The 22,482-nt window shown below is 73.3% G+C and carries 14 protein-coding genes, 1 tRNA gene and 1 pseudogene; 6 read left to right on the top strand and 10 right to left on the bottom strand.

Features of this window, described 5'->3' with window-relative positions; translation table 11 throughout:
* Window positions 1-25 precede the first annotated feature (25 nt).
* A complete protein-coding gene (pgi, locus tag ACFXHB_RS18610) occupies window positions 26-1,687 on the bottom strand; it encodes a glucose-6-phosphate isomerase (protein ID WP_380575456.1) in 1,662 nt (553 codons plus the stop codon).
* 255 nt (window positions 1,688-1,942) lie between these two features.
* Window positions 1,943-3,526 carry a Na+/H+ antiporter gene (locus ACFXHB_RS18605; RefSeq protein WP_380575454.1) on the bottom strand — a complete coding sequence of 528 codons (1,584 nt, stop codon included), beginning with the start codon at window positions 3,524-3,526 and terminating at the stop codon, window positions 1,943-1,945.
* Window positions 3,527-3,821: 295 nt separating this feature from the next.
* Between ACFXHB_RS18605 and ACFXHB_RS18600 the strand changes: the two genes are divergently transcribed.
* Both ACFXHB_RS18600 and ACFXHB_RS18595 read left to right on the top strand, forming a co-directional pair.
* Window positions 3,822-4,730 (top strand): NADP-dependent oxidoreductase, encoded by a 909-nt coding sequence (locus tag ACFXHB_RS18600; protein WP_380575452.1) that lies wholly within the window; start codon window positions 3,822-3,824, stop codon window positions 4,728-4,730.
* A gap of 112 nt (window positions 4,731-4,842) precedes the next feature.
* Window positions 4,843-4,916 (top strand) — tRNA-Lys (locus tag ACFXHB_RS18595).
* Between the two features lie 135 nt (window positions 4,917-5,051).
* On the opposite strand, the gene ACFXHB_RS18590 is transcribed toward ACFXHB_RS18595, so the two are convergent.
* Entirely contained in the window at window positions 5,052-6,743 is a 1,692-nt protein-coding gene (locus ACFXHB_RS18590; protein ID WP_380575450.1) for a chitinase, read from the bottom strand.
* Window positions 6,744-6,955: 212 nt separating this feature from the next.
* Between ACFXHB_RS18590 and ACFXHB_RS18585 the strand changes: the two genes are divergently transcribed.
* A complete protein-coding gene (locus ACFXHB_RS18585) occupies window positions 6,956-10,246 on the top strand; it encodes a S41 family peptidase (protein WP_380575449.1) in 3,291 nt (1,096 codons plus the stop codon).
* A 181-nt stretch (window positions 10,247-10,427) separates the two neighbouring features.
* Here ACFXHB_RS18585 and ACFXHB_RS18580 read toward each other — a convergent pair whose 3' ends face one another.
* On the bottom strand, window positions 10,428-10,694 hold the full coding sequence (locus tag ACFXHB_RS18580; RefSeq protein ID WP_380575448.1) for a hypothetical protein: 267 nt from the start codon (window positions 10,692-10,694) through the stop codon (window positions 10,428-10,430).
* Between the two features lie 222 nt (window positions 10,695-10,916).
* Here ACFXHB_RS18580 and ACFXHB_RS18575 point away from each other — a divergent pair, with 222 nt between their 5' ends.
* A complete protein-coding gene (locus tag ACFXHB_RS18575; protein ID WP_380575446.1) occupies window positions 10,917-11,738 on the top strand; it encodes a phosphoribosyl-dephospho-CoA transferase MdcG domain-containing protein in 822 nt (273 codons plus the stop codon).
* Between the two features lie 65 nt (window positions 11,739-11,803).
* Here ACFXHB_RS18575 and ACFXHB_RS18570 read toward each other — a convergent pair whose 3' ends face one another.
* The 4 genes from ACFXHB_RS18570 to snpA (ACFXHB_RS18555) form a co-directional block, all read right to left on the bottom strand.
* Window positions 11,804-13,876, bottom strand: coding sequence for a phosphocholine-specific phospholipase C (locus ACFXHB_RS18570; protein ID WP_380575445.1), 2,073 nt, complete (start codon window positions 13,874-13,876; stop codon window positions 11,804-11,806).
* Between the two features lie 191 nt (window positions 13,877-14,067).
* On the bottom strand, window positions 14,068-14,724 hold the full coding sequence (locus ACFXHB_RS18565; RefSeq protein WP_380575443.1) for a pentapeptide repeat-containing protein: 657 nt from the start codon (window positions 14,722-14,724) through the stop codon (window positions 14,068-14,070).
* A 123-nt stretch (window positions 14,725-14,847) separates the two neighbouring features.
* Window positions 14,848-15,483: a snapalysin gene (gene snpA, locus ACFXHB_RS18560; protein WP_380575441.1), complete on the bottom strand. Its 636-nt coding sequence runs from the start codon at window positions 15,481-15,483 to the stop codon at window positions 14,848-14,850.
* Between the two features lie 165 nt (window positions 15,484-15,648).
* Window positions 15,649-16,296, bottom strand: coding sequence for a snapalysin (gene snpA, locus ACFXHB_RS18555; RefSeq protein WP_380575440.1), 648 nt, complete (start codon window positions 16,294-16,296; stop codon window positions 15,649-15,651).
* Window positions 16,297-16,526: 230 nt separating this feature from the next.
* On the opposite strand from snpA (ACFXHB_RS18555), the pseudogene ACFXHB_RS18550 reads away from it, so the two are divergent.
* Window positions 16,527-17,486 (top strand): annotated as a pseudogene (locus ACFXHB_RS18550) (LysR family transcriptional regulator); the annotation flags it as partial.
* A 203-nt stretch (window positions 17,487-17,689) separates the two neighbouring features.
* Here ACFXHB_RS18550 and ACFXHB_RS18545 read toward each other — a convergent pair.
* Complete coding sequence (locus ACFXHB_RS18545) at window positions 17,690-18,904, bottom strand: low temperature requirement protein A (protein WP_380575438.1); 1,215 nt, start codon at window positions 18,902-18,904, stop codon at window positions 17,690-17,692.
* A gap of 562 nt (window positions 18,905-19,466) precedes the next feature.
* Window positions 19,467-21,173, bottom strand: coding sequence for an ABC transporter family substrate-binding protein (locus ACFXHB_RS18540; protein ID WP_380575437.1), 1,707 nt, complete (start codon window positions 21,171-21,173; stop codon window positions 19,467-19,469).
* 318 nt (window positions 21,174-21,491) lie between these two features.
* Here ACFXHB_RS18540 and ACFXHB_RS18535 point away from each other — a divergent pair, with 318 nt between their 5' ends.
* Window positions 21,492-22,472: an ABC transporter permease gene (locus ACFXHB_RS18535; protein WP_380575435.1), complete on the top strand. Its 981-nt coding sequence runs from the start codon at window positions 21,492-21,494 to the stop codon at window positions 22,470-22,472.
* Window positions 22,473-22,482 lie beyond the last annotated feature (10 nt).

The raw sequence follows: 22,482 nt of genomic DNA, 5'->3' as shown, positions 1-22,482 counted from the left end.
TCGGCGGGCGGGCGGCACCCCTCGGTCAGCGGCCGCGCAGCGAGCGGTAGCGCGCGACCAGCTCCGCCGTGGAGCTGTCCAGCGCGTCGACGCCCTCACCGGTCAGCAGCACCGGCTCGATCCGCTTGGCGAGCACCTTGCCGAGTTCGACGCCCCACTGGTCGAAGGAGTCGATGTTCCAGATCGCGCCCTGGACGAACACCTTGTGCTCGTACAGCGCGACCAGCTGGCCGAGCACCGACGGGGTCAGCTCGGCGGCCAGGACGGTGGTGGTCGGGTGGTTGCCCTTGAAGGTCTTGTGCGGCACGAGCTCGGCCGGCACGCCCTCGGCCGCGACCTCCTGCGGCGTCTTGCCGAAGGCCAGCGCCTGGGTCTGGGCGAAGAAGTTGGCGAGCAGCAGATCGTGCTGGGCGACCAGGCCGGCCGGCAGGTCGGCGACCGGCTGGGCGAAGCCGATGAAGTCGGCCGGGATGACCTTGGTGCCCTGGTGCAGCAGCTGGTAGTAGGCGTGCTGGCCGTTGGTGCCGGGCGTGCCCCAGACCACCGGGCCGGTCTGCCAGCTCACCGGGTTGCCGTCGCGGTCCACCGACTTGCCGTTGGACTCCATGTCCAGCTGCTGCAGGTAGGCGGTGAACTTCGACAGGTAGTGCGAGTAGGGCAGCACGGCGTGCGCCTGGGCGTCGAAGAAGGCCCCGTACCAGACGCCCAGCAGGCCGAGCAGCAGCGGCACGTTCTCCTCGGCGGGGGCCGTGCGGAAGTGCTCGTCAACCAGGTGGAAGCCGTCCAGCATCTCGCGGAAGGCGTCCGGGCCGATGGCGATCATCAGCGAGAGGCCGATCGCCGAGTCGAAGGAGTAGCGGCCGCCGACCCAGTCCCAGAACTCGAACATGTTGGCGGTGTCGATACCGAAGTCCGCGACGCCCTCGGCGTTGGTGGAGAGGGCGACGAAGTGCTTCGCCACCGCCTCGGTGCCCGCGCCCAGGCCGGTGAGCAGCCAGGTGCGGGCCGAGACCGCGTTGGTGATGGTCTCGATGGTGGTGAAGGTCTTGGAGGCGACGATGAAGAGCGTCTCGGCCGGGTCGAGGTCACGGACGGCCTCGTGCAGGTCGGCGCCGTCCACGTTGGAGACGAAGCGGACGTCGAGGTCGCGGGCGGCGTAGGAGCGCAGCACCTCGTAGGCCATGGCGGGGCCGAGGTCGGAGCCGCCGATGCCGATGTTGACGACCGTCCGGATCCGCTTGCCGGTGTGGCCGCGCCAGGCGCCGCCGCGGATCTGCTCGGCGAAGGCCGCCATCCTGTCGAGCACGGCGTGCACGGCCGGCACCACGTTCTCGCCGTCGACCTCGACCACGGCGCCGCGCGGGGCACGCAGCGCGGTGTGCAGGACGGCGCGGTGCTCGGTGTTGTTGATCTTCTCACCGCGGAACATCGCGTCCCGCAGCCGGGCGACGCCGGTCGCCTCGGCGAGCTCGCGCAGCAGGGCCAGCGTCTCGTCCGTGACCAGCTGCTTGGCGTAGTCCACGTGCAGGTCGCCGACCTGGAGGGTGTAGCGGCGGCCCCGCTCCGGGTCGGCGGCGAACAGCTCGCGCAGGTGCGTCTCGCCCAGCTCGGCGCGGTGCTTGCCGAGGGCGGCCCACTGCGGGGTGCGGTCCAGCGGGGTACGGGCGTCGGCACGGGTCTCCGACATCGGTGGCTCCTCGATTCATCTGGGTGCAGATACCGGCAGGGCCAGGCGGGAGGGTTTTCGCGAGGTCGTGCGGGTACTGGTGGTGCGCCGACTTCGTTGACGGCCTGCCCGGGGCCAGCCTATGCAACGTCGGGGCCGCCCGCGCACATTCCGTTCGCGGACGCTCCGTCGCCGCCGTACGGACGCCCGGCGGTTGCCGTCCGGACGCTCCGCGGCCGCCGTCCCGACGGACGGGCGGCCCGCCCGGACACCGCGTCACTTCCGTTCGGAGCGCAGGTCGAGGCCGCGCAGCACCTGGTCGACGAGTTCCGGATCGGCGCCGAGTTCGCTGCGGGCGGCCAGCATCTCGCGCCGGGAGGCGGCGATCATCTCCTGCTCGACGCGGTACGCGGCGCGCCACTGGCTGAGCCGCAGCTTCGCCTCGCCGGCCTCCTCCTCGGCGTACTTCTCCGGGCAGAGCCGGGCCAGCCGGTCGTGCTGACGGTCCCGCAGGCGGTCGGCGACCTCGGCGGGCAGCTTGTCCTGCTCCTCCAGTTCGCCGAGCCGCTGCAGCCCGGCCCGGGCCGCCCGCCACCAGAGCTGGCGGACCGCCTGCTCGTGCTTGTCGTGGTCGACGTCCAGCCGCAGCCGCTTGGCCAGCCACGGCAGGGTGAGCCCCTGGACCAGCAGGGTGAAGAGGACGACGCTGAAGGCGATGAAGACCAGCCGGCCGCGCTCGGGGAAGCCCTCGCCCGAATGAACGGTCAGCGGGACGGCCAGGGCGAGCGCGACGGTGGCCACCCCGCGCATCCCGGACCACCAGAGCACCACGCTCTCCTGCCAGCTGATCGGGGTGTCCTCCTCGGCCCCGGAGCGCAGCTTCCTGGAGAGCCAGCCGGCCGGCAGCAGCCAGAGCAGCCGCACCACGACCACGACGGCGATGACGACGGCCGCGTCACCGAGCATGCTCGTCCAGCCGGCGCCGGCCTCCTTCAGGACGGTGGCCAGCTCCAGGCCGATCAGGCCGAAGGCGACACCCGTGATCAGGATCTCGACGATCTCCCAGAAGGCGTTGCCGACCAGCCGGTAGGAGACGGCGTCGGCCTCCGCGGCGCGCTCGGCCAGGTAGAGCGCGCAGACCACGACGGCGAGCACGCCGGAGCCGTGGATCTCCTCGGCCAGCGCGTAGGCGGCGAAGGGCACCAGCAGGTTGAGCGCGACCTGCTGGGTGGGGTCCTCCAGGAAGGAGGCGAGCCTGGCGTTGAGCCAGCCGAGCCCGATCCCGATGACGACGGCGAGCACGGCCGAGAGCACGAACCGCAGGACCGCATGGCCGGCCGAGAAGTCGCCGCTGACCACCGCGTCGATGGCCAGCGAGTAGATGACGATCGCGGTGACGTCGTTGAACAGGCCCTCGCTCTCCAGGATCGCCACCAGCCGGCGCGGCAGGCCGACGCTGCCGGCCACCGCGACGGCGGCGACCGGGTCCGGCGGGGAGACCAGCGCGCCGACCGCGACGGCGGCCGCGACCGGCAGGGCGGGCAGCAGCGCGTGCACGGTGCCGGCGACCGCCGTCGTGGTGACCACCACCAGCGCGACCGCGAGCAGCAGGATGGAGCGGATGTTGGCCCGGAAGTAGCGGACCGAGGAGCGCCGGGCGACGGCGAAGATCAGCGGCGGCAGGACCAGGGGCAGGATCAGGTCCGGGTCGAGGGAGATGTCCGGGATCTGCGGGAGCAGCGCCATGACGATGCCCAGCAGGGTCATCAGCACGGGTTGCGGGACGCCCGTGCGCCGGGCGAGCGGCATGGTCACCACGGAGGCGAGCAGCACCACGAAGAGCAGGGGCAGCTGGCCCACGGCGGGGTTCCTCTCGGTGACGGACGGCTGGGACGGGCGGCTGACGCGGACGGCCGGGACGGACGGCCGGGACGGAGCGAGGGGGCGGACGGCTGGGACGGCGGACCGGGACGGGCGGCGGGGCCGGCCGGTCCGGCGCCGCCGGACGCGCTTCGGGCCGCCGTCGAGGATAAATCCGACAATGCGCCCAGCTGTCGCAACACGCCGAAGGACGCTTGACCTCAAGTCCGCTTCACCTTCGATGATCGGAGCGCGGGCAGGACCGCGCGCACCGACCACGAGGCAGGAGTTCCAGATGAAGGCTGTCACCGTCCCCCGGTTCGGCGGCCCCGAAGTGCTGCGGGTGACCGAGGTGCCCACCCCCGCCGCCGGACCGGGCGAGGTGCGGGTGCGGGTCTACGCGGCCGGGGTGCAGCCCGCCGACCTCGCCGTCCGGGAGGGCTGGGCGCCGCCGGGTGTGCGGGTCGAACTGCCGGCGGTCCCGGGCAACGAGTTCGCCGGGGTGGTCGACGCGCTCGGGCCGGGCAGCTCCGACTGGAAGGTCGGCGACGAGGTGCTGGGCTTCCGTGCGCTGCACAGCCACGCGGAGTTCGTCACCGTGGACGGCTCCCAGCTGGTCCCCAAGCCCGCCGGCATGCCCTGGGAGCAGGCGGGCTCGCTCTCCGCCTCCGGCCAGACCGCCCACGTCGCGCTCACCCGGCTGCGGGTCGGCCGGGGGGACACCGTCCTGGTCCACGGCGCCTCCGGCGGGGTCGGCACGGTCGCCGTCCAGCTCGCCCGCGCCTGGGGGGCCACCGTGATCGGCACCGCGAGCGAGCGTAATCACGACTATCTGCGCGAGCTGGGCGCGCTCCCGGTCGCCTACGGGGAGGGGCTGGTCGAGCGGGTGCGGGCGGTGGCGCCGCAGGGGGTGGACGCGGCCTTCGACGCGGCCGGGCGGGGCGCCCTGGAGGCCTCCGTCGAGCTGGTCGCGGACCGGGACCGGATCGGCACCGTCGTCGACCACCCCACCGCCGCGCGGCTCGGCCTGGTCGAGCTGCGGGCACCGCGGACGGCGGCCCGGTTGGCCGAACTGGTCGCGCTCTGGGAGTCGGGCGGCCTACGGCTGGAGATCGCCGACACCTTCCCGCTGGAGCGCGCCGCCGACGCGCACCGGCTGGTCGGCACCGGGCACGTCCGGGGCAAGGTGGTCCTCACCCCGTGAACCCCGTGAACCCCGTGAGCCTTGTGAGCCCCGGCAGGGCCCGGGCGGGGGCCGTCCGGCCGTCGATTGGGAGTTTCGGCTGCTGACCAGGTAATGTTCTCCGCGTCAGCAGGCGCCGCTAGCTCAGTTGGTTAGAGCAGCTGACTCTTAATCAGCGGGTCCGGGGTTCGAGTCCCTGGCGGCGCACAGGCAGCCGGAAGGCCCCTTGCGAGAGCAAGGGGCCTTCGGTGTTTCCCGGGGCCTTCGCGGCGCCGGCCACCGCGACACCGATGCCGGGGCGCCGGACGGGTACGGTCCCGTCCGGCGCCCCGCGGGGATCGGTCAGCGACGGAAGTAGCTGTCGAAGTTCTTGGAGAACTCACGGCCGCCGAACTGGTCCCAGTTGATCGACCAGGTCATCAGGCCGCGCAGGTCGGGCTGGGCGCCGGCCTTGGGGACGTAGCTGCCGCAGTTGACGGCCTTGGTGAGGCAGTCCAGCGCCTTGTTGACCTCGGTGGGGGCGACGTAGCCGTTGCCCGCGTTGGTGGTCGCCGGCATGCCGATGGCGATCTTGGAGGCGGGCAGCGCCGGGAACACGTTGTTGGTGTTGCCCGCCACCGGGAAGCCCTTGAGCAGCATGTCGGTCATGGCGACGTGGAAGTCGGCGCCGCCCATCGAGTGGTACTGGTTGTCCAGGCCCATGATGGAGCCGGAGTTGTAGTCCTGGACGTGCAGCAGGGTGAGGTCGTCGCGCAGCGCGTGGATGACCGGCAGGTAGGCGCCGGCGCGCGGGTCCTGGCCGCCCCACGGACCGGATCCGTAGTACTGGTAACCGAGTTGGACGAAGAAGGTCTCCGGGGCCATGGTGAGGACGAAGTTCGGGCCGTACTTGGCCTTCAGCGTCTTCACGGCGGAGATCAGGTTGACCACGACCGGGCTGGTCGGGTTCTTGAAGTCGGTGTCACCGGTGTTCAGCGAGAGCGAGTGGCCCTCGAAGTCGATGTCGAGGCCGTCCAGGCCCCACTTGTCGATGATCGCCGAGACCGAGCTGACGAAGGCGTCGCGGGCGGCCGTGGTGGTGAGCTGGACCTGGCCGTTCTGGCCGCCGATCGAGATCAGCACCTTCTTGCCCTTGGCCCGCTTGGCCGCGATGGCGGCCTTGAAGTCCGCGTCCGACTCCACGCCCGGGCACTCGGTGACCGGGCAGCGGTTGAACCGGATGTCGCCGGAGGTGACGGAGGTCGGCTCGCCGAAGGAGAGGTTGATGAAGTCCCAGGAGTCCGGGACGTCGGCGACCTTGGTGTAGCCGGCGCCGTTGGCGAAGCTGGCGTGCAGGTAGCCGACCAGGGCGTGGCTGCCGGGCGGCGAGGTGGGCGTCACGGTCGGGGTCGGGGTCACGGTCGGGGTCACGGTGGGCGTGACGGTGGGCGTCACGGTGGGGGTGACGGTGGGGGTGACGGTCGGGGTCACCGTGGGCGTGACCGTCGGCGTCGGGCTGGGCGCGCCCGGCCCGTCCAGCGAGACGTCGTCCGCGTAGTAGGTGCCCTGGCCGTACCAGCCGTGGGTGTACACGGTGGCGCTGGTCTGGGTCGCGGCCGTGGTGAAGCTGACGGTGAGCTTCTGGTAGGCACCGCCGGTACCCGGCGTCCAGGTGCTGGTGCCGCCGTCCACCCCGAGGTAGACGTACGAACCCTTGAGGTAGGCGCTGAGCGTGTAGGTGGTGTTGGGCGCGACCGTGACGGTCTGGGCGCAGCGGGCGGTGTCGCCGGCCGAGGCGGCCGCGGCGAGTGCGTAACTGCCGCTGTGGGACTGTCCGGTGACGACGCTGCCGGTGCCGGCGGAGCAGCTCCAGGGGCCGACGGCCCCGGTCTCGAAGCCGCCGTTGGCCAGGAACTCGCCGGCCGAGGCGGCGGGCGCCAGGCCCAGGGTCAGACCGACCAGGGTCGCCGCGGCGACGGCCGAGGCGGTGCCGGCGGCGACCAGCGTACGGGGGCGGCGGGGCGTGCCGGGTGCGGCTACAGGTGTTCTGCGCATGCGGGGGACTCCTGCGGGGGCGCGAATCGTGGGGGACGTCCAAGGGCACGGCGATGTACGTGCCAGTGGGGGTTCGGCCCGACCGCGCACCCTAGTTGGACTAGACCACTGAAGTGGATTCGGCCGTGCGCTGTCAATGGTCCAGACCGGTCGGACGCCTGCGCCCGGCGCGTCCGGTTGCCGGGCGTGACACTGCGTCGAACCATGGAGAGGTGACGTCGCCCGGCTACCTCCGCTACCCCCACCTGCGCGGGGGCCTGCTGGCGTTCACCGCCGAGGACGACGTCTGGATCGCCCCGCTCTCCCCCGACGGCAGCACCGGCCGGGCCTGGCGGGTCAGCTGCGACCGCACCCGGGTCAGCCACCCCCGGATCTCCCCCGACGGCAGCACCCTGGCCTGGACCGGCTGGCAGAGCCCGACCCCCGAGGTCTGGACCGCGCCGGTCGACGGCGGCGAAGCCGTCCGGCTCAGCTACTGGGGCAGCCAGGACACCCGGCTGCGCGGCTGGCTGCCGGACGGCGAACTCCTCGCCGTCACCTCGTACCACGAGCCCTTCGGCCACTACACCTGGGCGCACGCGCTGCCGCCGGACGGCTCCCCCGGCCGCCGGATGCCCTGGGGCCCGGTCGGCGACGCCCAGCTCAGCCGCGCGCACACGGTGCTGCTGACCGGCTCGGCACCGCACGAGCCCGCCGCCTGGAAGCGCTACCGGGGCGGCGCCACCGGCCGGCTCTGGGTGGACGGCGAGCAGATCCTCCCCCGTCACCGGGGGCACTTCGCCTCCCCCATGCCGGTCGGCGACCGGATCGCCTTCCTCTCCGACCACGAGGGCATCGGCAACCTCTACTCCTGCCGCCCCGACGGCACCGACCTGCGCCGGCACACCGACCACGCCTCCTACTACGCCCGGGAGGCCGCCACCGACGGCACCCGGATCGTCTACCAGCACGCCGGTGACCTCTGGGTGCTGGAGAGCCTGGACGCGCCCGCGCCGCACCGGCTGCGCGTCCCGCTCGGCGGCGCCCGGGCCGGCCGGCGGCCGTACCAGGTGAGCGCCGCCTCCCACGTCAAGGACCTGGCCTGCGACCACAGCGGCCGGGCGGGGGTGATCACGGTGCGCGGCAGCCAGTACTGGCTCACCCACCGGGACGGCCCGGCCCGGGCGCTCGCCGACACCCCGGGGGTGCGCACCCGGCTGCCGGTGGTGCTCGGGCACACCGGCGAGGCCGCCTGGATCACCGACGCGCAGGGCGAGGACGCGGTCGAGATCGTCCCGCTGCCCGGCCACGACGCCGTCGGACACGAGGCGGACGGCGAGGCGGGAGCGGACGGTGAGGCGGGCGCGGACGGCACGGCGGGCGCGGCCGGCGTCCACCGCCACCGGGTGCTCGCCGCCGGCCGGCTCGGCCGCGTCCTGGAGCTCACCGCCTCCCCCGACGGCACCCACCTGGCCGCCGCCGCCTCCGACGGCCGGCTGCTGCTGGTCGGCGCCGCCGACGGCGCCGTCCGCGAACTGGCCGCCTCCGACCACGGTCCGGTCACCGGCGCCCGCTTCTCCCCCGACTCGCGCTGGATCGCCTGGTCCCAGCCGGTGGCCGGCCGCTCACTGCGCCGGATCCGGCTCACCCGGGCCGACGCGCCCGCCCCGACCACCGAGCTGACCGACGGCCGCTTCGAGGACGAGCAGCCGGTGTTCACCCGGGACGGCCGCTACCTGGCCTTCCTCTCCTGGCGCGGCTTCGACCCGGTCCACGACGTACACACCGGTGACCTCTCCTTCCCGCTCGGCTGCCGCCCCTACCTCGTCCCGCTCGCCGCCGACACCCCGTCCCCGTTCGCCGCGGCCGCCGAGGACGGCGCCCCGCGCGGCGACGGCGGCGGGGACGGCACCGTGCACGTCGACCCGCGGGGCATCGGCGAGCGGCTGCTGCAGTTCCCGGTGATCGCCTCCAAGTACTCGGCCACCGACGCCGTGCGGGGCGGCCTGGTCTGGCTGCGCTGGCCGATCTCCGGCACCCTCGGGCAGACCTTCACCAATCCGGACGACACCTCCGGCCGCCCCTCCCTGGAGTACTTCGACCTGGCCCGGGGCACCCGCAGCACACTGGCCGACAAGCTGGACGGCTACGCCGTCTCGGGTGACGGCGGCTCGGTCGCCGTCTACTCGGCCGGCACCCTGCGGATCGTCCCGGTCGGCGCGCCGTCCGCCGGCACCTCGGTGGACCTGCGGCGGATCACCCACACCGTGCATCCGCCCGCCGAGTGGCGCCAGGCCTACCACGAGGCCGCCCGGATCGTCCGGGACCAGTTCTGGGACGCCGGCATGTCCGGCTTGGACTGGCCCGCGCTGGTCGCGCAGTACGAGCCGCTGCTGGAGCGGATCGCCGGTCCGGACGACTTCGCCGACCTGCTGCGCGAGCTGCTCGGCGAGCTCGGCACCTCGCACGCGTACGTCACCCCCTCCCGGCGCGGCGAGGGGCCGTCCCTCGTCCAGCACCCGCTCGGCCTGCTCGGCGCCAACGCGCGCCACGCCGCCGACGGCCGCTGGCTGGTCGACCGCATCCTGCCCGGCGAGTCCTCCGACCCGCGCGCCCGTGCCCCGCTCGCCTCCCAGGGCGTCCGGGACGGCGACGAACTGCTGGCGGTGGCCGGCCGCCCCGTGGACCGGGTGCGCGGTCCGGCCCCCCTGCTGGCCGGCACCGGCGGCACCACCGTCGAGCTGACCCTGCGCGGCGGCGCGGGACCGGACGCCGGAGTCCGCCGGATCACCGTCACCCCGCTGACCGACGAGCGGCCGATCCGCTACCAGGACTGGGTGGCCAGACGCCGCTCGCTGGTCCGGGAGTTCAGCGACGGCCGGTGCGGGTACCTGCACATCCCGGACCTCGGCGGCTCGGGCTGGGCCCAGTTCAACCGGGACCTCCGGCGGGAGCTGGACAAGCCCGCGCTGGTGCTGGACGTCCGCGGCAACGCCGGTGGCAACGTCTCCGAGCTGGTCCTGGAGAAGCTCACCCGACCGGTACTGGCCTGGGACTTCAGCCGGGGGCGGCAGCCGGTGCGCTGGCCGCGCTACGCACCGCGCGGGCCGATCGTGGCACTGGCCGACGAGGCGACCAGCTCGGACGGTGACGTCATCATCGCCGCGATCAAACTGCTGGGACTGGGCCCGGTGGTCGGCAGCCGCACCTGGGGCGGGGTGGTCGGGATGACCGGCCGGCACACGCTCGGTGACGGGACGCAGATCTCGGTGCCGAAGAACGCCTCCTGGTTCGACGGCGGGCTCGGCTGGTCGGTGGAGAACCGCGGTGTGGAGCCGGACGTCCACGCGCTGCGCACACCGCGGGACTGGGCCCGGGGGCGGCACCCCGAGCTGGTCACCGCCGTCCGGCTGGCGCTGGACCTGCTGGAGGACGCGCCGGCCGCCGTCCCGCCACCGGACGACACCCCGCGGCCGGACCTGCGGCGGCCGGCGCTGCCGCCGCGCGAGCCGCCGGGCCACTGACCGGGGCGCGGGCGCGCCGGGTCGGGGCGGGCCGGCGGGCTGGCGGGCTGGCGGGCCGGCGAACGGCCCGGGCCCGCCGCGAGGGACGCCGAGGGCACGCCGGGAGGAGGTCGGGGGAACGCCGAGGGGACGCACCCCTCCAGCGGGTGCGTCCCCTCGGCGCGATCGGTCAGCGGTGCGGTCAGTCCCAGGGATCGCCCTCGGCCGTCATGTCCTCACGGGCCCGCTCCTCGGCCTCCCGTTCGGTGACGCCGGTGGTCTCCCGGCCCCCGCGGGCCCGCTCGGTCTCGGCGCTGAACGCGTCGGCCGCCTCGTCGTGCGCGAGGGCGGCCCGCTGGGCGGGGTCCGTCATCGCGCCGCTGTCCTGCTCATGGCTCCCGCCGAGCGAGGATCTGGCCTCCTCGCCGGCGTCGTGCGCCTTGTGGCGGAACCTGTCGAAGATGCCCATGACTCCTCCTTTGGACGACTTCCGGGCTGCCCCCACTCTCACACCGGTGCGCGGCGGGCGCATCCGCTGGCGGTCCGCGCCCGGCGGGCACCCGGGCCTTTGGTCCCGGGCGGGCGCGTCCAACGGCCGTAGCCGGGCGCCGCGCGGCGGGCGGAGGGTGGGTTCCGTCAGACGATCCCGGCAGCGCCGCCGATCCGACGCCTCTCGCCCCTGGAGCCCGCTGTGGCCGTCCCCCACCCGGAACCGCTCGCCCATCCGGACCAGCGCACCCGCCGGCCGCTGCCCGAGGAGCACCACGGCGGGCCGCGCCGACTGGTCGGACCGCTGGCCGCGCTGGACGGACGGCTGCCCGGCCCGCACGACCTCCTGCTGCTGCAGTGCCCGGGCTCGCTGCGGCCCCTCGGCGGCGGCGAACTGCCCGGCTGGGCCCGCGCGGTCCTGCGGGCGCACCCCTGGGTGACGGTCGGCCGGGCTCCGGCGGTGGTCGGCGGGCCGTTCGACACCCCCTCGCCGGTGCGCTGCACCCGGGACCCCTCGGCCGCACCGGAGCACTGGCTGCCGGTGACGGTGCGCGGCCCGGAGCGCGGGCAACGGCTCGACGCGCTGGCCCCGCGCTCGGCGGTGGCCCGGACCCTGCGGCCCGAACAGGTGGCGGGACGGCAGGCGCTGCTGCCGCCGGAACGGGTGGCGGCGATCCCGGCGCTGGCCGCCCTCCCGGCGGCCGGACAGCTGGTGGCGGACCACCGGCTGGTCTGGGGGCCGATCGGCGCGGTCGGCTACGAGCTGGGGACGGGTGTGCCGGTGACCGGTCCGCTGAGCCCGCTGCGGGTGGTGCTGCGTGCGCCGCAACCGGTCAGCCGGCGGGACGCGCTGGGGCTGCGGCGGGCGCTGAGCAGGCTGCCGGTGCCGGTGCAGGCGGAGTTGGAGACCCGGCACGGCGCGGTGCTGCTCGCCGAGTACGCGGCCTCGCCGCTGTCGCTCACGCTGTTGACGCCGGAGGGGCCCCGGGAGGTCCACGATCCGTGGTTCCCCCGGGACCGCTGAGCCCGGGGTCTCCGAGCCCGGTGGCGCCGAGCGGGTGACCCCGTCCCGGCGCCACCGGCCCGGGGTCAGCCGCTGACGCTGGCCGCGCCGGTCTCCAGGTGGCCGGTGAACCGCTGCGACCAGGAGCTGTCGGCGTCCACCGTGACGGTGAAGTCGTACCAGCCGTTGGTGTAGGCGACGGCGTTGAAGAAGTCGCTCACGCTGCCGCCGGCCGGCACCTGGTACGTCCAGGGGCCGTCCGTGCGGTAGTTGTTCGACGCGATGGTGAAGGTCAGCGCCGTGGTGCCGGTGTTGGCGAGCTTGAACCAGAGCGCCGTCTTCCCGGTGCCCGGCTCCACCGCGTACGAGGCGGTGACGGCCGCGTTCTTGCCCGCCTTGGTGGCGTCGCCCTTGAAACGGCGCAGGAAGCGGTTGGGGCCGACCACGGAGAGGTCGTAGGGGCCGCCGCCGAAACCGGTGCCGCAGTTGAAGAAGTCGCTCTGGTTGCCGCCCGGGTCCACGGTGTACTGCCAGGGCCCGCCGGTGCGGTAGGCGTTCGCGTAGGCCGAGAAGTGGACCGACTTCTGGGCGACCGCGCCCTCGTTGGCCATCTTCAGCCAGACCTTGATCGCGCCGGCGGAGCCGAACTCCAGCCGGTCCAGGTTGGCGTTCGGCTGGTACGGCAGGGCGCGGGCCTGGCGGGTACCGGGCTCCTGGACGGGCAGCTTGTTGTCGACCGGCGCCGGGTTGGGCAGCGGGCCGCAGCTCGACATGCCGATCACCGCGTCGGTGTTGGGCAGGGCGGGCAGGCCGTAGACCGGGTTGGCGAAGTCGAAGGCCCCGGTGAGGTCGCCGCAGACGCGGCGGCGCCAGTCGGTGATGTTGGGGCAGGTGGCCGGCTTGCCGATGGCGGCCGTCCACTTCTCCAGGAAGCGCAGCACCGAGGTGTGGTCGAAGACCTCGGAGTTGACCCAACCGCCGCGGGTCCAGGGCGAGATGGCGATCATCGGAACGCGGAAGCCGAGGCCGATGTTGGTGCCGCCGTAGAACTCGCCCGGGGTGCCGGCCGGGGCCGCGGGCGGCGGGACGTGGTCGAAGAAGCCGTCGTTCTCGTCGTAGTTGAGGAACAGGACGGTGGAGTTGAAGACGTCCGGGTCGGCGGCCAGCGCGTCGATCACGTTGTGGACGAAGTGCGCGCCGTCCTGGGGGGTGGAGTACGGGTGCTCGGAGGAGCCCTGGTCGGGAACGATCCAGGAGACCTGCGGGAGGGTCCCGTTCAGCGTGTCGGCCTTGATCGCGGCGACGATGTCGTCCGGGGTCCGGCCGGTCACCTTGGGGACGGAGCCGGTGCCCTTGACCGCGAGCGGGCTGCCCGCCGGGGCGGAGCTGAACCTGGTGAAGTAGGCGAGCGCGTTGTCGCCGTAGTTGTCGGCCGCGTTCTGGTAGACCTTCCAGCTCACGCCGGCGTCCTCCAACGCCTCGGCGTAGGTCTGCCAGCGCAGGCCCTTCTCGTCGCCGCCGTCGTACGCCGGGCCGCCCGCCTTGCCGTCCGGGTCGATCTGGCCGGACCAGTGGTAGGTCCGGTTGGGGCCGGTGGCGCTGAGGACGGAACAGAAGTAGGCGTCGCAGACGGTCCAGTTCTCGGCGAGCGCGTAGTGGAACGGGATGTCCTGACGGGTGAGGTACCCGAGGGTGCGGACATTGCCCTTGGCGGCCACCCAGGAGTCCATCTTGCCGCCGTTCCACGCCTTGTGCTGGTCGGACCAGCCGTGGGCGAGGTCGCCGTTGCACTGCGCCAGGCGCTCGGGGTCGGCGCCGCCAGCCGGCTTGGTGGCGCTGAACTGCCACGGGTACTGCCGCCCGAGCCCGTTGGGCTGGTTGAAGACGCTGTACCCGTTGGCGATCTGGATCGCGCTGCGGTCGGCGAAGCCGCGCACGCCGCGCAGCATCCCGAAGTAGTGGTCGAAGCTGCGGTTCTCCTGCATCAGGATGACGATGTGCTTCGCGTCCACGATGGTGCCGGTCTGCGACAGTGCCGCCGACGGCGCCGCCGCGGGGACCCCCGGCGCCGCCCCCGCACCGGTGGTCCCGGCCACGGCCAGACCCGCCGCCGCGGCTCCGGACAGCGCGACGAACTTCCTACGACTCAGCTCGGCCATCAGCCGGCCCGTCCCTTCACTGGCGATGTTGTGCAGACAAGTTGGGGCTCATCGATCGCGCAGCATCTTCCCCCCGCCCGAACCGCCGCCACCAGGGTCCCGGGAGAGGGTTGGCGGACTGTTCGCCCGGCTGTCACCGAGCGACGCCCGCCTGAACGGCGGGGCGGCGGGCGGCGGCCGGGAGGTGCCCCTCAGTCCTTCACGGTGATCCCCAGGGCATGGGCGAACTGCGGCGCCAGTTCGAGGAGTTGGGGGGAGCTGATGACGGCGCCGCGCAGGCCCTGATGGCCGTCGGGCAGGCCCAGGCGGACGGCGCCGCGCAGGTCCGTCCTGGTGAGCGTGGCGCCGCGCAGGCGGACCTCCTCCAGGGTGGTGCCCGGGAAGGAGACGTCGGTCAGCTTGGCGTCGCCGAAGTCCACGTCGCGCAGCAGGCAGTCCTCGAACACCACATCGCGCAGGACGGCGGCCCGCAGGTTCACCGCCTCCAGCTTGCAGCCGCGGAACACCGTGCGGCGCAGCGCCGATCCGTGGGCGGCCACTCCGGCCAGCACCCCGCCGGTGACGGCGCTGTCCTGCCACTCGCTCTCGCCGAGGTCACAGCCCACCCAGCGGCCGGCCTGGGCCCAGACCTCGTTGAAGCGGGCCTGGCGGAGCTTGACCCCGCTCAGCGCCACGCCGGTGAAGGCGCACTCCAGGAAGGTGGCGCCGCCGGCCCGCTGGTCGGTGTACTCGCCGCCGTCGAAGTGGACGGTGTCGTAGCGCTCGTCACTGCGCAGCGGGCCGGTGTGCGGGCTCAGCAGGTGGGCGAACGGCAGGTCGGCGAGACGGTCGGGGACGGAGAGCGGCATGGCGGTGGCACCTCACGGGTCGACGGGCTGGTCCTCGCCCCGCATGCTCGCACGCGGCACCGACAGGGCCCGGCCGCTCGGGCGAGCGGCCGGGCCGTCAGTGGTCCGCGCGGTCCCGAGGGGTCAGCCGCGGAGCCAGAGGGAGTTGACCCGGCTGCGCTCGGCGCTGTTCGGGTACGGGTTGGTGCACGAGGTGCCGGGGCCACCGCCGGACATCAGCTCGCTGCACGGGCCCGAGTAGTGGTCCGGCAGGCCGAGCACGTGCCCGGTCTCGTGCGCCGTCACCCGGGTGGAGTCGTACTGCTGGTTCTGGGAGTAGTCCAGGAAGATGTAGCCCTGGCCGTGCCCGTTGGTGCTGGCGTACGAGCCGCGCGAGTCGTTGCCCTCGTAGTAGCGGAAGTCCGCGTTGGTGCCGGACCGCAGCTGGACGTTGGCGACCGAGCCGTTCCAGATCTGGGCGCTCTGGGCTATCTGGTTGCGGAAGGTCGGCGCGCTGCTGGCGTCGTAGGTCACCACGACGGCCTTCAGGTACGGCGTGGCCGCCTGCTTCGCCAGCGCGGACTTCATCACGGCCTCGTAGAACGCCTGGTTGTCGGCGTCCTCGGCGGCCGAACCGGCGTAGCCGGCGGCGGTGGCCGTGTAGCCCTGGACCGCCGGCGCGGGCACGGGTGCGGCGACGGCCGTGGTGGGCAGGGCCGCCAGGCCGGCGGCGAGCACCAGGCCGACGGCGGCGGAGAGCGTACGTGAGACACGGTTCATGTGGGGGCTCCTGTTCGCGGGTGCCGGGGCCGCTGGGGGTGGGCCACGGCGAACGGGTGAACGGGTGAACGGGTGAACGGTGATGCGGTGGGGTGGGGCGGCTCAAGGGGGCCGGGCCCGGGTCGGGACGTCGACGCCCCGGTCCGGGCCGGCGGGTGGCGTCGGTCAGCCGGTGACGGCGGCCAGGCCGTTGCGCCAGAGGGAGTTGACCCGGTTGCGCTCGGCGCTGTTCGGGTACGGGTTGGTGCACGAGGTGCCGGGGCCACCGCCGGACATCAGCTCGCTGCACGGGCCCGAGTAGTGGTCCGGCAGGCCGAGCACGTGCCCGGTCTCGTGCGCCGTCACCCGGGTGGAGTCGTACTGCTGGTTCTGGGAGTAGTCCAGGAAGATGTAGCCGGAGCCGTGGCCGTCCGTACTGGCGTACGAGCCGTTGCTCGGGTCGTCGCCCTCGTAGTAGGCGAAGTCGGCGTTGGAGCCGGCCTGGAGGCGGACGTTGGTGACCGATCCGTTCCAGATCTGGGCGCTCCGGGCTATCTGGGAGGCGAACGACGGCGCGTTGCTCGCGTCGTAGGTCACCACCACGGCCTTCAGGTACGGCGTGGCCGCCCGCTTCGCCAGCGCGGACTTCATCACGGCCTCGTAGAACGCCTGGTTGTCGGCCTTCCCGGCGCCCGGGTGCGCCGACGGCGAGGCGGTGTAGTGCTGGGCCGCGCCGGCCGCGGGCGCCGCGGTCGCGGTGCCGGGCAGGGCCGCCAGGCCGGCGGCGAGCGCCAGGCCGAGGGCAGCGGAGAGCGGCCGCGGAATGCGGTTCATGTGGGGGCTCCGATTCGCGGGTGCGCCGTGACCGGTGGGGGCCGGCCGCGGGCATCGGATGAATGCTTGCTGCCCCAGAGCTTGGGTCAGCGCGGCGGCGCGGCGGATGATGTCAACCGGCGATAGCACCGGCCAATCACCCCCCGGTCCGGGGCGGTCCCGACTCCTGACATGTCATGTCCCTGGCGTCACACCGAATTGACCGTTATGCTCCCGACGTGGAGCTCGACGTGAGACACCTCCGGGTGCTGTGCGCGATTGCCGACACCGGCAGCCTCCGCAAGGCTGCGCTGCAACTCGGCATGACCCAGCCCTCCCTCACCACGCAGCTGCACCGCATCGAACGGGCCGTCGGCGGCACGCTGTTCACCCGCGAGCAGACCGGCAGCCGGCCCACCGCGCTCGGCCACTCGGTGCTGTCCCGGGCCCGGCCGGTGATCGCCGGGATGGCCGCGCTGGTCGCCGCCGCCCGCCAGGAGGCCCGCGACGCCGCCAGCAGCGAGCGTGCCCGGCGGCTGCGGATCGGCAGTGTCGGCAGCCGGGCGGTCGCGGCCTGGCTGCGCCGGGTGCACGACCGGCTGCCGGAGACGGACACCACCATCCACATCGACATCTCCGCCAACGCCCTGCTGCGGATGGTCGCGGCCGACCAGTTGGACGTCGCCTTCGTGCACGAGAGCGAGGGCTTCCCGTTGAAGGTCCCGCCGGACGCCGAACACCGCGTCCTGATGGCCCGGGAGCCGCAGTTCGTCGCGCTCGCCGCGAATCACCCGGCCGCCGCCCGGCCGGTGGTCCACCTGGCCGACCTCGCCGAGGACACCTGGATGGTGGACCCGACGGCCGACCACGAGTACGCCGCGATGCGCCGGGTGTTCACCGAGGCCGGGCTCAACCCCCGCGTGGTCCAGGTGCGCGACAACGCGACCGCCGCCGAGCTGGTCGCCTCCGGCGAGGCCGTCCGCCCCTGCCAGCCGACCTCCGCCCCCGGCCCCGGCACGGTCGTCCGGCCGGTGCACGGCGACCCGCTGGCCGTGCGGCTGCTGCTCACCTGGCGGCCGCGCGCGCTCGGCCCGCTGGCCCTGGACGCGCTCTACGGGGAGCTGCGGGCCGCCTACCTGGACCTGGCGCGGGTCAGCCCGACCTATCTCGCCTGGCTGTCCCGGCACGACCAGGCACTGCAGCACCTGGTCGGACACCCCCCGGCGAGCACCGATCCGGGCGCCCCGGTGCCGTCGTCGGCCCCGGCGCCCCGGTCCTCTCGCGGGCTCGCGGCACCCCTCGCGTCGCCACCCCTCGCGTCGCCGCCCCTCGCGTCGCCACCCGTCCCGCCCTCGCCCGTCCCGCCGTCGCCCGTCCCCTCGCCGCTCCTCGCGTCGCCGCGCGAGCCGGCGGCTCAGGCCTCGCGCGAGCCCGCGCCGGCCCCCTCGCGGGCGTGCAGCGCGATGCCCACCGCCACCGTGGCCGCCGTCACCAGGCCGGCCACCAGGACGCCCGAGCCGCCCGCCGCCGTGCAGGCCAGCACCGCCACCGAGGCGGCGGGCAGCAACACCTGCGCCACCCCGCTCTTGGTCTGCCGCGCGTGCAGCAGCCAGACGGTGAACAGGTAGACGGCGGTGGGTACGGTCACCGTCGCGGTGGCGGCCGTCTCCGAGATGTGCGCCTTGTGCACCGCCGACTCCACCGCGACCTCCAGACCGGAGCCGATCGCCGCCGCCGAGCCGAACACCAGGTAGTGACCGTAACCCCAGGCGAAGGCCTGCCGGTTGGAGCGCAGGTGGTCGTGGACCGGCCGGGCGAAGTAGATCCACCAGGCCGAGAAACAGATCAGCAGACCGCCGCCGGCCACCGGCAGCAGCCGGCCCAGCCCCTCGTGCTCGTCCACCGCCGACTGCACCGCCACGGTCGCCGCCGCCACCGTCTCACCGAGCACGATCAGGGTGAACAGGCCGTACCGCTCCGCGATGTGGTGCGGGTGCCAGCTGGTCCGCAACCGCAGCTCGGCGATGACCGGTACGGACAGCTCGGCCAGGATGCCGAGCGGGATCACGTACGACCGGACGTCGTGCGGCAGCAGCAGCACCACCACCCAGGCCACCTGGCAGAGCGAGATGCCGATCGCGTAGCGCAGCGCCACCCCGCGCGCCGGCCCCTCCTCGCTGGCCGCCGCGCGCAGCCACTGGGTGACCATCGCCAGCCGCATCACCACGTAGCCGATGACCGACAGCACCAGGTCCTGATCGGCGAACATCCGGGGCACACCGGCGGCCAGGATCAGCACACCGGCGATCTGGACCAGGGTGGTCACCCGGTACGGGACGTCGTCGCAGTCGTACGCGGAGGCGAACCAGGTGAAGTTCATCCAGGCCCACCAGATCGCGAAGAACGCGAAGGCGTACCCGGTCAGTCCGTCCCCGTAGTGGCCGGCGGCCAGGTCGTGGGCGAGCTCCCGGCCGGCCTGGCCGACCGCGACCACGAAGCAGAGGTCGAAGAAGAGTTCCAGCGGGGTGGCGACCCGGTGCGGCTCCTCCCGGCTGCGCGGGACCATCCGGCGCACCGGACGCGGGTCGACGTGGTGCGGGCGGGGTGCTGCGGCGGGTACACCGGTCATGAACGGGTCTCCGGAATCCGGGCGGTCGGGCTGCGCTGTACCGCCGCATCCTGGCAGCGGCCCGGGCCCGACGCACGCACCGGCGCGGTCGCCCCGGGGCAGCCGGGCGACGGCCGGGCCGGAGCCGCTCCCGGCCCCCGTCGCGCGGCCGTGACGGCGCCGCCCGGTGGCGCCCCGGCCCCGCACGCCGCGTTCGCGTGTCGCGCCGGGGCGCCACCCCGGCCCGATGTTCCTTGCCGTCAGCGAGAGTTGACGGGCCGGTGCGCGAGACGGGTGACAGCACGACGGGTTTGCGGCGCGCCCGCGCCGGACGACCCGACCGCCCGGACCGTCCCGCTAGATTCTTCCCCGGTTGGAGGAACGTGGGTCCGGACGGACCCCACGGCACGAGCGGCCTGCGGGCATCGCGGAAGGTCAAGACCGGTGGCAGGACGACGGGGGCGGCAGAGCCGTTCCTCCCGTGCCCGCGCCACCGGCCTCGTGATCACCGCGCTGCTCGCCAGCGCCCGCCGCGCTGTCGACGCCCGCCGTGCCGCCGGCGCCACCACCGCCGCGGTGGCGGCTACTTCTCCCAGCCCACCGAGGCGTAGTCGACGCTCGCCAGGCCGAACGCGCCGTAGTTCGCCAGCCCCTTGCGGCTCGCGACCACGGTCGGCCGCTGGTACAGCTCGACGGTGTGGCCGAGCTCCCAGATCTTGGCGTCCGCCTGGTTGTAGAGCTTCGCGGCCTCCACCGGGTCGATGGTGCCGGCCGCCTTCTTGAGCAGCGCGTCGATCTCGGGAGTACCGAGCTTCGAGTAGTTGCCGAAGACGTTGTCGCCCTGCGGCAGGCGGAAGTTGCCGAGGCTGCTGGAGAGCGGGAACGAATCGGTGTTGCGCCAGCTGGCGACGTCGAACTTGCCCGCGTTGACGTACTTGGTGAAGAAGTCGTTGCTCGGGACCTTGTCGAGCTCGACCTTGACGCCGGCCCCGAGCCACATCGCCTGGGCGGCGGTGGCGAGGTCGAGCTGGGCCTGCGGGGTGGCATCGTTGAGCACCCAGTGCAGGGTCAGCGACTGGCCGTCCTTGGTGCGCGGCTGCCCGCTGCCCGCCTCCTTCCAGCCCGCCTCGTCCAGCGCCTTCTTGGCGGCGGCCAGGTCGAACTTGGCCCACTCGCCCGAGTTGTCCTGGTAGCCGGTCTGGTTGGGCATGAAGATGTGGTTGCCGAGCGGCTTGAACTCCACCGGGACGCCATTGTTGGCGATCTTGATCAGCGAGGAGCGGTCCAGTGCCTTGCCGAGCGCCTGGCGCACCTTCTGGTCCGCCAGCGGACCACCCCCGCCGAAGGAGATGTGCACCTCGTCCCACGGGCTGGCGGTCCGGATGACCGCGTCCTTGGCGTCCTTGAGCTGCCCGTACGCGGTGGCGGTGCCCGCCGTGGCGTAGTCGATCTCGTTGTTCAGGAACGCCTGGGTGGTCGCCGACTGCGACATCACCCGGAAGGTGATCTTCTCGGCCCTGGGCTTCGCGCCCCACCAGGCCGGGTCCGGGACCAGCGTGATGGTCTGCGCGGTCTTGTCCGCCGTGCCGATCTTCAACGCGCCGGCGGTGATCGGGATCTTCTCGACCCAGCCCTTGTTGAAGTCGTCCGCGGTGCCGATCCCGGCCGCCGGGATCAGCGGGCGGAACAGGTTCTGCCAGTCCGCGTACGGCTCCGAGAAGGTCACCTTGACCTCGGAGGCGTCGGCCCCCTGCTCGACACCGGAGATCAGCTCGTAGCCCGAGGGGTCGGCGATGTTGTAGCCGTCCTTCTTGCCGTTGCTGGCCTCCCAGTCGGCCTTGAAGTCGAGGTAGCCGAGCGGCTTGCCGTCCGACCACTTGGCCTTCGGGTTCAGCTTGTAGGTGATCACCTGCGGGGAGGCCGAGGTGACCTTGGCGTCCACCAGGTAGTCGGGGTCCGGCTTGAAGGTGCCGCTCTCGTCGGTGGCGAAGAGGTTGGGCTCCAGCGCCCGCATGATCTCGACCGCGTCCCCGTAGCGGCCGTCCACCTGGAACGGGTTCCACTGGGTGATCCACTGGTAGAGCGGGAACCGGACCTCCCCACCGTCGCGCAGCTGGTCCGGCGACTTGGCGTTGATGTCGATCGCGCCCTGTCTCGGCGGCTCGCTCTTGACCACGTTGTCGGCCGAACCGCCGCCGCCCGAGCTGCACGCGGTGGCGGCGAGCGTGACGGCGAGAGCGAGCGCGGCGGCCCGTCCGAAACGGCGTGCGGGCGTGGTGGAAGCGTCCATGAGGGTTCCCCCCGGTGAAATCCGACAGGTTGGTGAGGGTTGAGCGTCGCGAGGTGTGGCGAAGCTTGAGCGTGGGCAGCCAAGTCGGTGCCGGCGGACCGAAAGTAACAGCCGATCAGTACGAGTACCAGGGGGCGGAGTTCACACCTGATCCGAACGCAACGGGCGGAAACACTGCCGCAACACCCCGGCCGCGCGCCGGTGGAACACTCTTGACCTGCGCATTTCCTCACCGGCCCGACCAGGGCCACCGACCGAAGGCCACCCACCGATGCCCACCCGACGCGTCGGCCCCGCCCCCACCCCGGGCGGCCGTTGATGCTCCGCTACCTGGCGAAGCGGCTCAGCTACTACGCCGTGCTGCTGATCGCCGCCGTGTTCCTGGCGTACGCGCTGTCCGCCGCCGCCCTCCAGCCGCGCGCCTACTTCGAGGCCAAGGTGCCGCGACCGGCCGCCGCCTCGGTCGAGCGCCAGCTCACCGACCTCAACCTGAACGACCGCACCCCCGTCGTCGAGCGGTTCGGCCGGTGGGCCGGTGACCTGCTCCACGGGGACCTCGGCCGGACCATCCACGACACGCCGGTCCTGGACGACTTCAGCCGGCGGATCTGGGTCTCCCTGCGCCTGCTGCTGGTCGGCAGCCTGCTCGGCATGGTCCTCGGCGTCGCCGCCGGCGCCTGGAGCGCGGTGCGCCAGTACCGAATATCCGACCGGCTGCTCACCGTCTTCTCCTTCGTCCTGCTCTCCACCCCGGTCTTCCTGGTCGCGCTCTTCCTCAAGAACGGCGCCATCGCCGCCAAGGACATCGCCGGGCACGAGGTGATCCCGTTCACCGGCTACGAGACCCCCGGCCTGACCGGCGGAATCGGCACCCACCTCGGCGACTGGGCCCTGCACCTGCTGCTGCCCACCCTCTCGCTGGCGCTGGGCGGCCTCGCCACCTACAGCCGCTACCAGCGCGGCACCATGCTCGACGTGCTCGGCTCCGACTACCTGCGCACCGCCGAGGCCAAGGGCCTCACCCGCGGCCGCGCCCTGGTCAAGCACGGACTGCGGACGGCGGTGATCCCGATGTCGACGATGTTCGCCTACAGCTTCCTGGGCATCTTCACCGGCGCCGCCTTCACCGAGACCATCTTCGGCTGGCACGGGATGGGCGAGTGGTTCATCCAGTCGATCAACGAACAGGACGTCAACTCGGTGGTGGCCGTCAACCTGTTCGCCGCGGTGGTGGTGCTCGCCTCCGGCTTCCTCGCCGACACCCTGCACGCCGCCCTCGATCCGCGTGTGCGGTCCTGACCGGAGGAGA

The organism is Kitasatospora sp. NPDC059327 (assembly GCF_042752535.1).
Taxonomy (GTDB): domain Bacteria; phylum Actinomycetota; class Actinomycetes; order Streptomycetales; family Streptomycetaceae; genus Kitasatospora.
The sequence above is the reverse complement of the archived record's forward strand: the minus strand, read 5'-3'. Positions and strand labels throughout refer to the sequence as shown.

Excerpts from the sequence above, each read along its gene's own strand:
- ACFXHB_RS18590 (WP_380575450.1), bottom strand. The coding sequence starts at position 6,743 with ATGCGCAGAACACCTGTAGCCGCACCCGGCACGCCCCGCCGCCCCCGT.
- ACFXHB_RS18565 (WP_380575443.1), bottom strand. The coding sequence starts at position 14,724 with ATGCCGCTCTCCGTCCCCGACCGTCTCGCCGACCTGCCGTTCGCCCAC.
- ACFXHB_RS18540 (WP_380575437.1), bottom strand. The coding sequence starts at position 21,173 with ATGGACGCTTCCACCACGCCCGCACGCCGTTTCGGACGGGCCGCCGCG.
- snpA (WP_380575441.1), bottom strand. The coding sequence starts at position 15,483 with ATGAACCGTGTCTCACGTACGCTCTCCGCCGCCGTCGGCCTGGTGCTC.
- pgi (WP_380575456.1), bottom strand. The coding sequence starts at position 1,687 with ATGTCGGAGACCCGTGCCGACGCCCGTACCCCGCTGGACCGCACCCCG.
- ACFXHB_RS18600 (WP_380575452.1), top strand. The coding sequence starts at position 3,822 with ATGAAGGCTGTCACCGTCCCCCGGTTCGGCGGCCCCGAAGTGCTGCGG.
- ACFXHB_RS18580 (WP_380575448.1), bottom strand. The coding sequence starts at position 10,694 with ATGGGCATCTTCGACAGGTTCCGCCACAAGGCGCACGACGCCGGCGAG.
- ACFXHB_RS18570 (WP_380575445.1), bottom strand. The coding sequence starts at position 13,876 with ATGGCCGAGCTGAGTCGTAGGAAGTTCGTCGCGCTGTCCGGAGCCGCG.
- snpA (WP_380575440.1), bottom strand. The coding sequence starts at position 16,296 with ATGAACCGCATTCCGCGGCCGCTCTCCGCTGCCCTCGGCCTGGCGCTC.
- ACFXHB_RS18535 (WP_380575435.1), top strand. The coding sequence starts at position 21,492 with ATGCTCCGCTACCTGGCGAAGCGGCTCAGCTACTACGCCGTGCTGCTG.
- ACFXHB_RS18545 (WP_380575438.1), bottom strand. The coding sequence starts at position 18,904 with ATGACCGGTGTACCCGCCGCAGCACCCCGCCCGCACCACGTCGACCCG.